We start from the raw sequence: 17,056 nt of genomic DNA, 5'->3' as shown, positions 1-17,056 counted from the left end.
AATAAAAAAGCGCAAACCCTACACCCGCCTTGGAGGCCCTGAGAAGCCTTGTCAGTACGTTTTCGGGCTTGCGCGTATCTTAAATTAATTAAATGCCGTGCATGTAAGGAGCGCAAAAATACACTTTTGCGTCAAATTCTCATTCATCCCTGAAAAAAAGTAAACCATTCCGGGCGGGAACGGATCAATACAGCAATGCCCCATATGAGCAGGGCCATACCCAGCGCGCCCCATGCCTTTTTATTTTTCCAGCTCCAGCCTAGCAGCACCGGCACTTCCCAGTACTTGATCAGTACATACAGCAGTAAACCACCCATGCCCGTCCAGGTAAGTAACAGCAATTCCAGCTGGGCGCCTGTTATTACCACTGCAAAAAGAAAGCCCAGGGTAAGCAGTTGCAGCCAGATATAGTTTTTGCCGCCGCTGTGGATCACATCTGCTATGGAAATTAACAGGAATGCCCCGGTGAGGAAAATAGTAAGTACCAGTAGCGCCTCAGGCAGCAATATGGGTAGTAATAACAATGCCACCCATACCACCAGGGAAATAACCATGTACGCGGCAGCGCGCTGATCTTTTGCCCGTAACCGTTCATGGGTAAAAGGAAACAGCAAACGGCTCAATGCTTTTTCCATACCGCGTAAAGGCGGCAATGTGAATACACCCACCATGGCAGGCACTATCACTTCGTAAGGGTACCACGCATCCGGGCATACCTGCATTACCCACCATACCGCAGTGGAGGTAAGCAGCGCCGGTATGGATACGTACAAAAAAGCCTCCAGGGGCGTGTTATAATCTTCAAAGCTTTCCACGATAATACGCGTGTACTGCTTCGCAAAATAACGGCGTGTAAGGATGGCCGTTAGTTGGGTCCAAAACAGCACCAGCCCTACGTGAATCACGATGGTACGGATCACCAGGTCGGGGATCAAAGGACCCAAATAAATGCCGGCCAAGGCTACCACCAGTAATTCCCAGCTAAGCATCTGCGGGGAAAACAGCCGCCGGAACAAGGGGTAAAAATGCCGCAGCAGCCATTGCCAGGCGCCCGGTAAGTACCGGCCAATCAACTGCACTGCGGCAAAAGCTGCTACCAGTGCGGCAAGCCCCAGCAACAGCCTGGAGGCGGTGAACACACCGCGGAGGGCCTGCAACCGGGAAGGCTTTTTAATAGTATAAGCGAGCGTAGTGTTATTCAGCAACTCGGTTGCCAGCACCTTTCCCTGTTCGGGTGTAATAGCGCCTAACGCCGGCTGATGCACGCGCCAGAAGCTATCTGCCTCCACGGGAGTGGCCCAGGTATTAAGAGTGCCGTATTGATACAACAAAGTGCTTTGCTCAGTGCTGAGAGCTGCCAGGATCTTCGCTAACGCCGCATCTGTTGCAGATGCAGGCAGCGCAAAGGTTAACAGGAACAGGAATATTTTTATACTACGCATAAACGGTGTCAAAAATAACAAAAACGGGCAGCTTAGCGCCACCCGTTTCCAATATTATGCTTTACAACCCCGCTCCCAGCCAGCTATCAGGCACGGGCTGCAGTTTGCTGCCATTCAGGCTGTATTCCAGCTTCAGCGTGTATCCGCCGCCGCCTTCCACGAAAGCCACCTTTATAGGATGCCAGCCTTTTTCCAGGGCTACCTGCCCGCTTTTCTGGAACGGTGCATGCCAGCCGTCGTTGTTCACTACTTCCTGGTTGTTTATATATAAAATAGCGCCGTCGTCGGCAGTGAGGTAAAAGCTGTAGATACCGGTGGTGGGTACATTGATGTAGCCATATACTTTTGCGCCAAATGGTCCGCCGCCTTTGCCCATGCCTTCGGGAATGATGGCGTTTGTTACTCTGATGGAGCTATCGGCCTGCTCTTTGATCCTGGCTGCGCTTTTGTAAGAACCCTCAAAATAATCCAGCTTCAGGCCGGGGCGGGCATCTTTTACTACGGTAGGTGTAAGATAAGCCTCCTTGCGGTAACGCAGGCTGTAAATATCACCCCGGTTACCCGCAGGACTGAAAGCCGCCAGCTTAATGGATTGCGGCTCACGGATCACATAATTATCCGGCAATACCTTGGAATGCGCATCGGGGATGCTGCCATCTGTGGTATAGCGGATAGTCATGTCCGTTAGTGGCTTTTGTACATACAGGGTTACATTATCTACAAATACGTTGTCTTCCGTAAAGCCGTCCAGGTCCGGCAGGCGGTAATGTACTCCCAGGAGGTCCAGGCGTTTGTAATGTGCGTTTAGCCGTTGCAGGTAGCCATCGTAGTCCGGATGGTTGGTCCAGGTTACTTCGGCCAGGGCGGTCATGCGGGGCATGAACATATAATCGGCCCGCTTTTCAGAAGGAATGTATTCCGTCCATATGTTGGCCTGTGCGCCTATAATATGTTTTGCTTCATCGTCTGTTAAGCCTTTGGGTATTGGGTTGAAATGATATACATTATAGATGGAATTACGGTCGGGCGCACCATCGAAATACAGCGGGTTACCGGGCGTCATGATCACGGTGTTGCCATGGCGGGCCGCTTTAATGGGCGCATCCGGTACCCAGGCGCGCCAGTACATCAGCACCGCGGTAGGACTGATCCCCCCTTCCAGAATTTCATCCCAGCCAATAAGCACCTTGCCTTTGGCGTTGAAGAATTTCTCCATCCGTTTTACAAAATAACTTTGCAGCTCTTCCACAGTTTTCAGGTTGTTGGCCTTCATTACCTCAGCACAGGCGGGAGATGCTGCCCAGCTGGTTTTCTCTACTTCGTCGGCCCCCAGGTGAATATATTTGGAAGGGAATAAAGCGGCTATCTCCGTAAATACATCTTCCGCAAAAGAAAAAGTAGACTCATTACAAGGGCAAATAGGCGTGGAGAAATTCTTGCCCCAGCCCTTTTCCTCGCTGCAGGTAAGGAAAGGATAGGAACGGATGGCGGCCATCATATGACCGGGCATATCTATTTCAGGAATAATTTCCACCTGGCGATCGGCCGCGTAGCGGATAATATCTTTCATCTGTTCCTGTGTATAAAAGCCACCGTACAGGGTTTTACCATCTTTTTTAATGATGTGCTGCGGGTCAATAGCCATATCCGGGTTATCCTTGGCCTTCTGCATACAAACGGAATCCTGGTTGTTGAATTGCCTCCAGGCGCCCTGTGATGTAAGCAATGGGTATTTCTTTATTTCAATGCGCCAGCCCTGGTCGTCGGTCAGGTGCAGGTGCAGTTTATTCATTTTGTATAAAGCCAGCAGGTCGATGAATTTTTTGAGATAATTAACGGAGAAGAAATGCCGGGACACATCCAGGTGCATGCCCCGCCAGCTATAGGCGGGATGATCTTTTACCAGCATAGCCGGGATAGCCACACTTTTCAATGCGTGCCCTCCTTCTATACCCGCCGGCATCAGTTGCCTTAATGTTTGAATAGCGCGGAAAAAACCGGTAGCGGTGCGGGCGCTGATCAGCAGCTGCTGCGCGCTCACCTCCATGGTATAATCCTCCTCTCCTGCCAGTGCGGGGTTCTGTTGCATTACAATAGCGCCTTTTGCCGCTTGTTTAGCTACCGGCAAAGGCTTGCCCAGGGCCTGTTTCAGCAACGCCTGCAACTGCGTGGTTTCGGTTGAAAAACCTGCGGGTAATACAAGCTTCGTGGCTGGTGTGATCACAAACTCCCCTGTTCTCGCCTCCAGCTGCTGGGGGTAAGGAATTAAGGGATAGCGCGCAGATTGCGCGAAAGCTGCCTGCAGCAGTAAACACAAAGCGCCTGCAAGCCAGAAAGTCTTCTTCATAAATTATTCGTTATAGCATGATGTCCGATCGGCAAACCTAGTAAGAAACCTGTCAGTAAACTAATGTGATCTTCGCTTATCATGATTAATCCTTGTAGTTGGTAATTTTTAGCAGCCGGAAAAATGCCTCTTCGGGCAGTTCCTTTACCTCGCCGGGTTGCAGGTTGCCCAGCAACAGGTTCTCGATAGATACCCGTATGAGCCGCTGGCAGCGGTGGTGTACTGCCCCTACCATTTTACGCACCTGGTGAAACTTCCCTTCCGTGAGGGTAATTTCCAGCCAGGTATGCGGCGCATTCACCGGCAGCTCCCGCGGATGAGCAAACAATCCTTCCGGGCGCGCTACTATTTCCACGCGGCAGGGCGTGGTGATATACTCCGCTCCATCTGCCACACTTATAGGCACACCTTCTTTTAAACGCTGTAAGGTAGCAGCGCTCATATGCCCCTTTACTTTTACCAGGTATGTTCTTTCATGCGGTGTAATTCCCTGGAACAATAACCGCGTTACCTTTTTATTGGTGGTTAAGATCAGTAATCCTTCGGAATCATTATCCAGCCGGCCTATGGCATGTGTGCCTTCGGGAAAATTGAACGGCAGTTCCCCCAGCAACCGCACATCATGCGAGCTGATAAACTGCGACACCATATCAAAAGGCTTGTTTACAATGAAGTATCTGTGCATAAGCGGTTATATCAGCAGGATATCGATGCGGTGCGCCTGTACCAGCTGCTGGTGATCCGACCAGGAGAATACCGTAAAATAACCATCCTGCGATGCTACCAGTGCGTGGGAATCGTGCTGGTCGTGCACAAACTGCGCAGCCGATAAATGCCGGGTGCCGCCAATGGCCGATGGGTGGATCAGCGCAGGCACGCCTCCTTCAATGGGTTCGGTAAGCAGCACTTTATCAATAGGCCATGCATCTTTGGCCCGGGTAATTTTGGCGCCAAAGGCCAGCAGCTCCTGCTGGTCGTTTACAATGGTGGCGCCGTCTACCGCGGTTAAGCCGGTAATATTCTCCACTTCCCGGCGCAGTGCATTCTGCCAGAAGATCTCGGTAACGCTTTTGCCGTCGTATCGCAGCAAATCGGCCACCCCGGAAAAAGCCGGGCTGATGGGGTATTGCAGCGGATGAATGATAGACTCCCGCCAGGCATCACTGTTGGAGGGCGTTACCAGCAGTATGCCGCCACGCTTATGCGCCCGCATAGACACGGCTATCTGGATCAATACATTTACACCGTTGTTCCATAAACAGGAAGGCGTTAACCCCAGCAGGGAACGGAGTATAGGCGGACTATCAGGCAACAGCCCACTGTCTTCATTCACCACCTTTACCTGGTCGCCCCGCAGCATAGCCACGTTGGTGAACTTGCCCAAACCCGCAGCGCGGCGGTGTTTTACCACCAGCAGTCCCGGTTCGGATACATCCAGCACAAAACAAAGGTTAGGCAGTTTTATGGTAGTGCCCCATACATACAGTTCATCGCCTACCGGCCATACACCAATGTGGATGCCCGGCCTTTCCACGCCCGGCGCCAGTTTGGTGAGCAGCTGCGGGGTAAGCAGCAACGGCTCGGCAAACAGTAAGGGCTTACCCGCCTGTGAAGGCGGTAAAAACGCCAGGGAAATACGGATAGGGTTTCCTTCTTCCTTTCGTAAGCTGGCCCAGAAGGCCACGTCAATAATTTTCTCCACCTGCCGGGCTGCCGGTACCGTAGCGAGATCATCCTCCCCGTTTTCCGTGGCAGCACAAAGATGTTTCTTAAAATGTGCTTCTATTGTGGCAGACACCTTTGCGGCTGCCTGGTATGTTGCTTCATTTATCATTTCCATAATTCCCGGGTCACATTTAATCGTCCTATATATAGTATTAAACCGCTAATTTAAATCATTTCGGAATAGCAGGCGGTGGTTACCAGCCGGTAACCAGTACCCAACGATTTTTAGTAAATGTGGTAGACGGTACCCATGCTGCATTTATTAAAGGATAAAATACTATTAATAGCGGCTAATTTACGGTTAACAAGCTATCTGTAAATCAAGTAATTTGGTTGTACTTGTAACCACGTATGGAAATTAACACCTACAATGAAAGGGAGCTTTTGTTGAGCCTCGCTCAGGGCAATGATCATGCCTTTGCGGAGGTATTCCATCACTACCGTCACCGCATATACGCTATTGCTTTCCGTTTGTTGAATTGTGCTTCGCAGGCAGAGGATACTGTACAGGATGTTTTTATGAAGATGTGGATGAAGCGGTATGAGTTACATGAGATCAGTCACTTCAAGGCCTACCTTTTTACCACAACGCGCAATCATATTTTCACTTCCCTGAAACTGCTGGCCCGTGAACAGCTGATGGAATCCGAGCTGAGCGCCGCTATGGTGCATGATGTAAGGGACGCCCATCATCTCCACAAGGAATATGAGCAGATCCTGCAACATGCCATTGCCCAGCTTCCACCCCAGCAGGGACTGATCTATAAGCTCAGCAAGGAAGAGGGACTGAAAAGAAATGAAATTGCGGACCGCCTGCAGCTGAGCCCTGAAACCATTAAAGTGCACCTGGCAAATGCCATGCGTTCCATCCGTGCTTTTTGCCTCACCCGGATGGACCTTAACACGTTCCTTATCCTGTTATGGGTATGCAGTTAAAAATATTTTTCTACGCACTAACCCATCTGCTTCATTTTATAGTCTCCTTAATCAAATAGCTATTCATGACAGTATCCCGATTCAGGTACCTGTTTAACCGTTATTATTCCCGGCAATGCTCACCGGAAGAACAACAGGAGTTTATGCACCTGATGGAACAACCGGCATACGACGAAGAACTGAAACACCTGCTGGATGAATTGCTCCTGCAGGCCGACGAAGAAACCGGCGCCATGCCGGATGATACTGCCGCCAACATGCTCCGCCACATTATGCAAACCGGCACTGCTGCTGCGCCACCAGCTCCTGTGCGCACCATGCCCGTATGGCAACGCATAGCTGTTGCCGCCTGTGTGCTCGGGGCCATTGCAGTAGCAGGTTATAAAATATATGTAAAAAGCACCGCGGTAAATATACCTGTTGCCAGCAACCACGCACCTTCACTTAAAGATGACCGCGCCCGCCTGGTACGCGGCGATGGCTCCGTTATTGACCTGGAACAACAAAAAGATACGGCCATGGATGTACAATCCGGCGTATCCGTAAACCGCCAGGGCAACACGCTTTCTTATGCCAGTAACACCACCGTTACGCCTACCATCAATACGCTTTATACCAATAAAGGAGGCACTTACCAGGTGATATTGCCGGATGGTACCAAAGCATGGCTCAACGCAGCTTCCTCCATCCGTTTCCCCACCGCCTTTACAGATAGTACCCGCGAAGTATCCATACAGGGAGAAGTATATTTTGAAATAGCCCAACAGGCCAGTCAACCTTTTATTGTAAAAACCAATACTGTAAAAATTGCCGTACTGGGTACCCACTTCAATGTGATGGCTTACGAAGAAGAACAAAACATATGCACTTCGCTGCTGGAAGGCGCCGTGAACGTGATCAGCGGAAACACGGTGCGGCTCATGAAACCGGGCCAGCAGGCGTTGGTAAACCGGGAACACAAAGGGATCAGCATCAGCAACGCCGATGTGGACGCCGCTGTGGCATGGAAAGAGGGCCGCTTTGAATTTAACGGCAACATCAAAAGCATTATGCGCGAACTGGCCCGCTGGTATGATGTGCAATTTATTTATGAAGGAGAATTAACCAACAAAGCCTTTGCCGCTACATTTTCCCGGCAGGATAGTCTTAAAGATATTTTACACACATTGGAATTAACCGGTAGCATCCATTTCAACATCGATGATAAAACAATTACAGTAAGTCCATAAAAAACCACGCGTATTTTTTAGTTATGAAGAAAAACAGACATCAGCCAAAATCAATTACAGCTTAACAACGCTCAGCACTACTTACGGACAGTGAATAACCTTTAGCGGCCTGCACGCTCCGGCGCAGCTATGCCTTTATGTACCGTCATCAACCTTAATTAACATGCTAAATCGCAGTAAAAAATGATGCAAGCTTTTCAGCAAGTCCGCCGTAACCGGTGGCATGTTTCATCAAACCAAAAACTATTATGCTTTATGAAACTCACCTTCTTACTGTTGCTATCCACCCTGCTACAGGCCCGTGCCACCGGGTATGCGCAGCCGGTAACCCTGCACGTAAAAGCAGCCCCGCTGATGGAGGTCATTAAATCTATCCGCAAACAAACCGGTTATGTATTTGTGTTCGACCTGCAGATGGTAGACAATGCCAAACCGGTAAGCGTTTCACAGGAAAACGTATCGCTGGAACAGCTGCTGGAAGAAGTGTTCAGGGATCAGCCACTTACCTGGACCATCGTTAAAAAAACAATTGTCCTTAAAAGGAAAATACTCCCCGTCACTACCGCCTCCACGACAGCCGTACGCATAAAAATAAAAGGACAGGTAACGGAAAGCAGCGGTACGCCCATGGTAGGCGTTACGGTGGTGAATAAAACATCGCATACCAACGCCCTCACCGATGAACTGGGTATTTTCACTATTGAAGCCAATATTGGCGACAGCCTTCTATTTACTATGGTGGGCATGCAGCCGGTGGCCGTACAAATAAAGAACGATAAGCTGCTTAAAATAACCATGCAGCAAAAAGTATCGGATGTAGGGGAAGTAGTGGTGGTAGCCTATGGTACACAAAAGAAAACAAGCATGGTGAGCGCCGTTACCAGTATCAATCCCAAAGAACTGAAAGGCCCTACCAGTAATCTTACTACTATGCTGGCCGGCCGCCTTTCCGGCGTTATATCTTACCAGCGCAGCGGGGAGCCCGGCAGGGATAATGCCAGTTTCTTCATACGTGGTATTACCACTTTTGGTACCGGTAAGGTAGATCCGCTGATATTGATTGATGGGATGGAATCCAGCACTAATGACCTGGCCCGCCTGCAACCGGATGATATAGCCGGGTTTTCTATTTTGAAAGATGCTACCGCATCATCTCTCTATGGCGCCAGGGGCGCCAATGGCGTGGTGCTCGTAACAACTAAATCCGGCGTGGAAGCAAAAACATCTTTCAATGCGCGCTTCGAAAACTCTATTTCCAGCAATACCCGCAATTTCAAATTTGCCGATAACATTACTTACATGAAGCTGGCAAATGAAGCGGTGCTTACCCGTTTTCCTTTGCAGGATGTACAATATTCCCAATCTAAAATTGATCATACCGCCGCCGGCGATGACCCCCTGCTGTATCCAAACAACAACTGGATAGCACAACTGATCAAAGACTACACCGTGAACCAGCGCACCAACTTCAACCTGAAAGGCGGCGGAAAAGTAGCGCAGTTCTATATTGCAGGTACTTATAATGTAGACAACGGCGTACTGAACATCGACCAGCGGAACAACTTCAACAGCAACATCAAACTAAAAAATTATTCGCTGCGTTCCAACGTAAACATCAACCTCACCCCTACTTCACAGGCTATTGTGCGCACCTACGGGCAGTTCGACGATTACAACGGCCCTGTAGGCGGCGGCGCCGGCCTCTTTTCACAAACAGTATGGGCCAACCCGGTGATGTTCCCCGCGGTATATCCCGCCAGCTATGCACCTGAACTGAAACATCCATTGTTTGGTAACGCCGTAAAGCCAGGCTTTAACAGCCTGCCCGGCGATGGCGGCAACCTTTATAATAATCCTTATGCCAACTCTGTGTCGGGTTACCAGCAATACAATACCTCTACCCTGCTGGTACAGGTGGAACTGAAGCAGGATTTTAAATTCCTGCTGCCTGGTCTTACCGCCCGCCTGATGGGCTACACGGAACGCTACTCCTACTTCGATGTAACGCGCCGTTATACCCCCTACTTCTACACCATGAAATACGACCAGTTCACCAAAACACCTACGCTTACTTCGCTCAATACCAACGGTACGGAATACCTGGGCTATGAGCCCGGTAATAAAGTGCTGAACACCACGGCATATATGGAAGCAGCGGTGAACTACAACCAGCAGTTCAATAAAGTACACAACGTGTCCGGTATGCTCATTGGCCTGGTACGTAACTACCTCACTGCGAATGCAGGCACCTTGCAAACCTCCCTGCCCCACCGCAACCAGGGCGTATCCGGCAGGTTCACATACGATTACGATAGCCGCTACCTGGCTGAGTTTAACTTCGGTTACAACGGCTCAGAAAGATTTGCCAGCAACCACCGCTTCGGCTTTTTCCCTTCCGCCGGTATTGCCTGGAACCTGCAGAACGAAGCCTTTTTCAAACCACTCACCCGTACAATAGATAAACTGAAACTCCGCGCTACTTACGGCCTCGTGGGCAACGACCAGATAGGTAATGAAAACGACCGCTTCTTCTATCTCTCCGATGTGAATATGAACGACATCAGCAAAGGCGCCGTATTCGGGGAAAGAAAAAGCTACTCCCGCCCCGGTGTATCTGTGAACCGTTATGAGAACCGTGACATCACCTGGGAAAAATCCTACAAAACAAACCTGGGAATGGAACTGGGCCTGTTCAATGCGATGAACATTGTACTGGATGTATACCAGGAACACCGTACCAACATCCTGATGACACGCAGCACCATTCCCACCACCATGGGGCTGAATGCCGCTACCCAGGCCAATGTGGGCGAAGCCTCCGGTAAAGGCGTGGATCTCGCCATCGACTATACGAAAAGTTTTAACAACAACTCCTTTGTACAGTTCCGCGGCAACTTCACCTACGCTACCAGTAAACTGCTGGTAAATGAAGAACCCATTTATCCCGAAGCCTACCGCTCCCGCGTAGGGCATTCCCTTTCACAAACCTGGGGTTATATAGCAGAAAGATTATTTGTAGATGAACAGGAAGTAGCTAATTCCGCTTACCAGAACTGGGGACAGGCAGTAATGGGCGGCGATATCAAATACCATGATGTAAACGGCGACGGGCAGATCAACGCTTCCGATGCCGTGCCCATTGGCCTGCCTACAACGCCGGAAATCACTTACGGGTTCGGGTTTTCTTTTGGTTACAAACAGTTCGACCTGAGCTTCTTTTTCCAGGGCTCTGCACGTTCCTCCTTCTGGATCAGCTCCTACGAAATATCGCCTTTTGTGCTTAACGGCGGCGGCCAACACGGCCTGTTACAAGCCATTGCCGACGACCACTGGAGCGAAAGTAACCGCAACCTGTACGCCATGTGGCCCCGCCTGAGCGATTACTTCGTGAACAACAATAACCAAACCTCCACCTGGTGGATGCGCAACGGTGATTTTCTAAGGTTAAAGTCGCTCGAAATGGGATATACTTTTCCCAAAAGCCTGCTGGACCGCGTACACATGACCAACGCACGCATCTACGCCAATGCCTCCAATCTTTTTGCGCTCAGCAAATTTAAAACCTGGGACGTGGAAATGGGCGGCAACGGGTTAGGCTACCCTGTACAAAGGGTAATTAATATGGGTATAACACTGGGACTTTGATTCACCGTTTAATGATGCAAAAAATGAAACATACCACTACATATCTTAAACGCCGCTTCCTGCAATATTGCGGGCTATGCGTACTATTACTTTCCGCTGCCTCCTGTAAGAAATTCCTGGATGTGGTACCGGACAACGTAGCTACTATTGATAATGCCTTCACCATGCGTGCAGAAGCAGAGAAGTACCTGTTCACCTGCTACTCCTATCTTCCCTACAGTGCGGATCTTTCCTTCAATCCCGCACTGGTAGCCGGCGATGAGTTCTGGATGGTGCGCCCCTACAGCACCAGCGAAACACCCTGGCAGATAGCGCAGGGATTCCAGAGCGCCAACAATGTGTATATGGCTAACTGGAGCCAGTATTACAAGGCGCTGCGCGATTGCAATATTTTCCTGGAAAATATTCATAAGGTGGTAGACATGCGCCAACCGGAAAAAGACCGCTGGAGTGCGGAAGTGATTTTTCTCAAAGCTTACTACCACTGGCTGCTGTTGCGCCAGTACGGCCCTATCCCGGTGATCCGTTACAACCTGCCCATTTCCAGCACGGCGGAAGCCACCAAAGTACCCCGGGAACATGTGGATACTGTGTTTAACTATATTGCACATTTGCTGGATACCGCTGCCACCGGTTTGCCAGAGATCATTGCCGATCGCTCCACGGAACTGGGACGCATTACCAAACCCATTGCCATGGCTATTAAAGCAAGGGTGCTGGTAACCGCTGCCAGCCCGCTGTTCAACGGCAATACCGATTACATAGCCTTCAAAAATGCGGACGGCAGCCCGCTTTTCAATACCACCTACAACGCCGCCAAGTGGAAAGCGGCCGCCGATGCCTGTAAAGCAGCTATTGAAGAATGCGAAGCCACAGGCAACCTCCTCTATACCTTCAGCCAGCTGGGGGTAACGTTGTCGGATACACTGACCAGGCAAATGTCGATACGTAATAGTCTTTGTGAACAATGGAACCCTGAGATCATCTGGGCCAACCCTACCGGCAGCACCTACGAAATGCAGCGGCAGGCCATGCCCCGCCTCGATCCTGCGCGTATAGGCAATGAGTCGGTATTAGGCAGCCTGGCGCCCACCATGAAAATTGCAGAACAGTTTTATACGGACAAAGGCGTGCCTATGAACGAAGATAAAACGTTTGATTATGCCGGTCGCCTTAAACTGAGAACCGCCGTAAAAGCAGAAGGAGAACTGATCCAGGAAGGATATACTACTGCGGCCATGCACTTCAACCGCGAACCCCGTTTTTATGCAGACCTGGCCTTCGATGGCGCCATGTGGATGATGCAAAAGAAAACCTTTCACATAGAATCCAAAGCAGGCCAATGGCAAACACGCAAAAACATTTATGATAATAACACCACCGGCTACTTTGCCAAGAAACTGGTGAACTGGAAAAATGAGATCCTGGAAGGACAAGGCTTGTTCATAGAAAACCATCCCTGGCCGGAAATGCGGCTCGCAGACCTGTACCTGTTGTACGCAGAAGCAATAAATGAAGATGCCGGTCCGCAGCCGGAGGCATTTACCTACATCGATAAAGTGAGGGACCGCGCCGGCCTGAAAGGCGTACAGGCGGCCTGGACGGCCTATTCCCGGCAACCAGCCAAGTTCCAGACCAAAGAAGGCTTCCGGCAGATCATTCAACAGGAAAGGCTGATAGAACTGGCTATGGAAGGCGCCCGCTTCTGGGACCTGCGCCGCTGGAAAAAATGCATGGAAGAACTGAATAAACCCGTTACGGGTTGGGATGTGGACCAGTCGGACCCCGTGTTCTACTACCGCGTGAGAACACTGTACCGGCAAACGTTCCAGACCCGCAACTACCTCTGGCCCATTGAAAGCTGGGACCTGCTGAACAATCCCAAACTGGTGCAGGGCTTCGGATGGTGATCATTTCAATTTACTTAAACTGTATACAATATGAACGCTCATAAATATATACTGCCGCTCGCCTGCCTGTTAATGACAGCTGCCTGCAAAAAAGAAACCCATCAGCCGGTAAATTCTTCCGGCGAAAAACCGGGTATGGTCACCAATCTCAATGTAACCAATATGCCCGGCGCTGCTAAGATCACCTACAGCCTTCCGGATAATAAGGATATCCTTTACGTGAAGGCCGTGTACAATATACGGCCGGGAGAGCAACGCGAAATAAGATCATCTTACTATAATAACTTCCTGGTGGTAGATGGCTTTGGCGATACCGCCACCCATGAAATTGCCTTGTACGTGGTGAGCCGCAATGAAACAGCCTCCGAGCCGGTCACCACGCATATTAAACCATTGTCGCCCCCCATGCTGAACGTGCGGAAATCGCTGGAAATAAAAGCGGACTTCGGCGGGATCAATATCAGTTTTAAAAACGATACCAAAGCAGATATCGCTATCGTTACGCTCACCAACGACTCTGCCGGCGTATTCGGTTCTTCGGATGTGCATTACACCAAACTGCAAAGCGGGAACTATTCCATCAGGGGCTTTGCAGCGGAAAAAAGAAAATTCGGTTTTTATGTGCGCGACCGCTGGGGCAACCAGTCGGATACCATTATACAGGAACTGGTACCCATCTTTGAAAAACTGCTGGATAAAGCGAATTTTAAAGAAGTGAAATTACCGGGAGATGTGGATTATGGCTGGGGGCTGCCTATTCCCAATCTCTGGAACGGAACGCTGTGGCACTCGGCAGATAAGCTGGATGGCATGCCCATGTCCATCACCTTCGACCTTGGCGTTACGGCGCAGCTAAGCCGCATTACATTGTGGCAACGCCCCAATGAATGGATCTATTTACAGAACAATGTGCGCAAGTTTGAAATATGGGGCTCCACCAATCCCGCTTCCGATGGCAGCTGGGATAGCTGGACCCGCCTGGTGGAACATACCGTGATAAAGCCTTCCGGCCTGCCCGTAGGACAAAAAACACAGGACGACATAGATGCCAGCATTGCCGGTGAACAAATGACCGTGCCACTGGACGCACCACGCGTAAGGTATATCCGTATAAAAATACTCCGCACCTGGACCGACGGCGGGTACGCTGCCAACATCCAGGAAATGAAGTTCTGGGGTAACGACAAATGATGATCATCTACCTAAAAAAAAATGCTATGCGCATCCTTCCTTATATGATACTTGCCGGCGTACTGCTCATCAGCGCCTGCACCAAACAAAGCGACTATAAAAAATACCTGGGCAACGGCGAAATACTCTATACCGGTAAAGCCGATTCCCTCGTGGTACACGCCGGCCGCAACCGCGTGCAGCTATCGTGGTTACTCATCTCCGATCCGAAGATCAGCCGCGCCAAAATTTACTGGAACAACCGTAAAGACTCCGCCATGCTGGATATTAAACGTACCAGCGGTGTAGATACCATCCGCTACGTGATCCCCAACCTGGAAGAAAGGGCATATACTTTCGAAGTATACAACTTTGACCGCGACGGCAATACTTCCGTTCGCTCTGAAGCTACCGGTTTTGTATACGGTAGTTTGTATGAAGATGCCCTGCTCACCAGGGCCTTCAGCAACGCCGAAATGAAAGAAGGCCAGGCAGAAATAAGCTGGGCCAACATCGATACCAGCGGCGGTATTATTGGTATGCAACTGCAATACACCACCAGCGACCAGGTAGCCCACGATACCATCATTACCGCAGAACCGGAAGCCCAGGTAACCGTACTCGCCAATTATTTATCTATGAGCAGCTTCCGCTACCGCACTTTATACCAACCCGATAAACAAGCCGTAGATACTTTCTATACGCCCTTTGAAACAAAAGCGGTAAAAGAAGATATCACGCAAACGTATATACGTAATCCGGGCGCACCGTTTGCACTGGATAACAATAAACCGTTTGGCGGCCGCTTCGGACAGGTGAAAGACTGGCAATACAACGCCGAAGCAGAAAGGAACGGCACCTACGATAATATAGACGGCGCCGGCAGGCTAACCCTCTGGATCTGGGACAACGGCCCTATCACCAACGGTAAAATCTACCAGACCTTTACCCTTCCCGCAGGAGAATACCGCTTTGAAGCGGAAGCCTCCAATATTGATAACACCCTTGAAAATACCTGGCTGCTGGTAGCAGCAGGCAACACCCTGCCAGATATAGACCAGGTAAATACTTCCCTGGGCGCGGCCAGGTTTGTGAACAACAATAATAAATACGCGTCTGCCGCTTTCATACTCACAGCGCCAACCACCGTTACCGTTGGGTTTACCGGCACGCTGTCCAATCCTTCACAACAAACCATCCGCATCAGCAAAGTATTATTGATCAGAGATAAATAGCAATTCATACCATGAACAAACAACTCAGGAAATTAGGGATCATCCTGCTTTTATGCAGCCCCGTTATTACACTGCTGGCGCAGGAGAAAAAAAAGATAAGCAATGAAACACTTGCCCAGAAGGAAAAACGCATGGCCTGGTGGACACATGACCGCTTCGGTATGTTCATCCACTGGGGCCTGTATGCACTACCCGCCCGCCACGAATGGGTGAAGCATAATGAACGCCTTACCAACGCGCAATACCAAAACTATTTCGACCTGTTTAACCCCAACCAGTTTGATCCTGCATCATGGGCCAAACAGGCAAAGGCGGCCGGTATGAAGTATGCGGTACTTACCACCAAACACCATGAAGGGTTTTGCCTGTTCGACAGTAAGTACACCGACTACAAAGCCACCAACACTCCTGCCCACCGCGACCTGGTGCGGCAATTCGTTAACGCCTTCCGCGCGGAAGGCATCAGGGTAGGGTTCTATTATTCTTTGATCGACTGGCACCACCCGGATTTCACTATCGACGGGGTACACCCCCAACGTGTGGACAATGGCGCCGACAGCACCTATGCCCGCCTTAATAAAGGTAAGGACATGAACAAGTACCGGCAGTATCTCCGCAACCAGATCACGGAACTGCTTACCCAATACGGCAAAATAGATATCCTCTGGCTCGACTTCTCCTATCCCGGTAAAAACGGTAAAGGTAAAGACGACTGGGACGCCGTGAACCTGCTGAAAATGATCCGCAAACTGCAACCCGGCATCATTGTAGACAACCGCCTCAACCTGGAAGAATACGAAGACGGCGCCGACTTCCTCACCCCCGAACAGGTGAAAGTGGAAGAGCTGGCACAGTACCGCGGCAAAACATGGGAAACCTGCCAAACCTTTTCCGGCTCCTGGGGCTACTACCGCGATGAAAACTCCTGGAAAAGCACACACCAGCTGCTGGAACTGCTGATAGGTTCCGTAAGCGGCGGCGGTAACCTCATCCTGAATGTAGGCCCCACGGCCCGCGGCTTATTCGACTACCGCGCACAAAATGCCCTCGGCAATATAGGCGAATGGATGAAAGGCAACAGCGAATCCATTTACGGCTGCACCTATGCACCGGATCATTTCACCACACCGAAAAACACGATGCTTACTTATAATCCCAACACCAAAAGGCTTTATGTACACTTACTGGAGTATACCAGTAAACTATCATTACCGGGATATAAAGGCCGCGTTAAATACGCGCAGCTGCTGCACGACAATTCAGAAGTGAAGTTCACTGCCGACGGGGACGATGTGGTGTTGAGCCTGCCGGAGAAGCAGCCTAATGTGGAGATCCCCGTGGTGGAGTTGGTGCTTAATTAAGGCTGGCGCCTTCGGCGCCGGAGCGGATGTTGTCTGACTCAGGATTAAACTGATTA

Annotated in this window: 11 protein-coding genes; 7 read left to right on the top strand and 4 right to left on the bottom strand. The window is 50.2% G+C overall.

Going from position 1 to position 17,056, the window contains the following annotated elements:
- Positions 1-143 precede the first annotated feature (143 nt).
- The 4 genes from VN105_RS11395 to VN105_RS11380 form a co-directional block, all read right to left on the bottom strand.
- Entirely contained in the window at positions 144-1,442 is a 1,299-nt protein-coding gene (locus tag VN105_RS11395) for a hypothetical protein (RefSeq protein WP_325640915.1), read from the bottom strand.
- 61 nt (positions 1,443-1,503) lie between these two features.
- Positions 1,504-3,789: a family 20 glycosylhydrolase gene (locus tag VN105_RS11390; protein WP_325640913.1), complete on the bottom strand. Its 2,286-nt coding sequence runs from the start codon at positions 3,787-3,789 to the stop codon at positions 1,504-1,506.
- Positions 3,790-3,874: 85 nt separating this feature from the next.
- A complete protein-coding gene (locus VN105_RS11385) occupies positions 3,875-4,474 on the bottom strand; it encodes a pseudouridine synthase (RefSeq protein ID WP_325640911.1) in 600 nt (199 codons plus the stop codon).
- Between the two features lie 6 nt (positions 4,475-4,480).
- Positions 4,481-5,629, bottom strand: coding sequence for a putative sensor domain DACNV-containing protein (locus VN105_RS11380; RefSeq protein ID WP_325640909.1), 1,149 nt, complete (start codon positions 5,627-5,629; stop codon positions 4,481-4,483).
- A 236-nt stretch (positions 5,630-5,865) separates the two neighbouring features.
- Here VN105_RS11380 and VN105_RS11375 point away from each other — a divergent pair, with 236 nt between their 5' ends.
- From VN105_RS11375 to VN105_RS11345, 7 genes are all read left to right on the top strand, one after another.
- On the top strand, positions 5,866-6,450 hold the full coding sequence (locus tag VN105_RS11375; RefSeq protein ID WP_325640906.1) for an RNA polymerase sigma-70 factor: 585 nt from the start codon (positions 5,866-5,868) through the stop codon (positions 6,448-6,450).
- Between the two features lie 65 nt (positions 6,451-6,515).
- Positions 6,516-7,679 carry a FecR family protein gene (locus VN105_RS11370; RefSeq protein WP_325640905.1) on the top strand — a complete coding sequence of 388 codons (1,164 nt, stop codon included), beginning with the start codon at positions 6,516-6,518 and terminating at the stop codon, positions 7,677-7,679.
- A 255-nt stretch (positions 7,680-7,934) separates the two neighbouring features.
- Complete coding sequence (locus VN105_RS11365) at positions 7,935-11,324, top strand: TonB-dependent receptor (RefSeq protein WP_325640903.1); 3,390 nt, start codon at positions 7,935-7,937, stop codon at positions 11,322-11,324.
- Between the two features lie 23 nt (positions 11,325-11,347).
- Complete coding sequence (locus VN105_RS11360) at positions 11,348-13,234, top strand: RagB/SusD family nutrient uptake outer membrane protein (protein ID WP_325640901.1); 1,887 nt, start codon at positions 11,348-11,350, stop codon at positions 13,232-13,234.
- Positions 13,235-13,264: 30 nt separating this feature from the next.
- Positions 13,265-14,425 (top strand): DUF5000 domain-containing lipoprotein, encoded by a 1,161-nt coding sequence (locus VN105_RS11355; RefSeq protein ID WP_325640899.1) that lies wholly within the window; start codon positions 13,265-13,267, stop codon positions 14,423-14,425.
- A 26-nt stretch (positions 14,426-14,451) separates the two neighbouring features.
- Positions 14,452-15,639 carry a DUF4998 domain-containing protein gene (locus VN105_RS11350; RefSeq protein WP_325640897.1) on the top strand — a complete coding sequence of 396 codons (1,188 nt, stop codon included), beginning with the start codon at positions 14,452-14,454 and terminating at the stop codon, positions 15,637-15,639.
- Between the two features lie 11 nt (positions 15,640-15,650).
- Positions 15,651-17,000 carry an alpha-L-fucosidase gene (locus tag VN105_RS11345; protein ID WP_325640895.1) on the top strand — a complete coding sequence of 450 codons (1,350 nt, stop codon included), beginning with the start codon at positions 15,651-15,653 and terminating at the stop codon, positions 16,998-17,000.
- Positions 17,001-17,056: the final 56 nt, after the last annotated feature.

Source organism: Chitinophaga sp. (genome assembly GCF_035564935.1).
Lineage (GTDB): Bacteria > Bacteroidota > Bacteroidia > Chitinophagales > Chitinophagaceae > Chitinophaga.
Note: the sequence above shows the minus strand (reverse complement) of the source record. Positions and strands in the feature narration are given on the sequence as shown.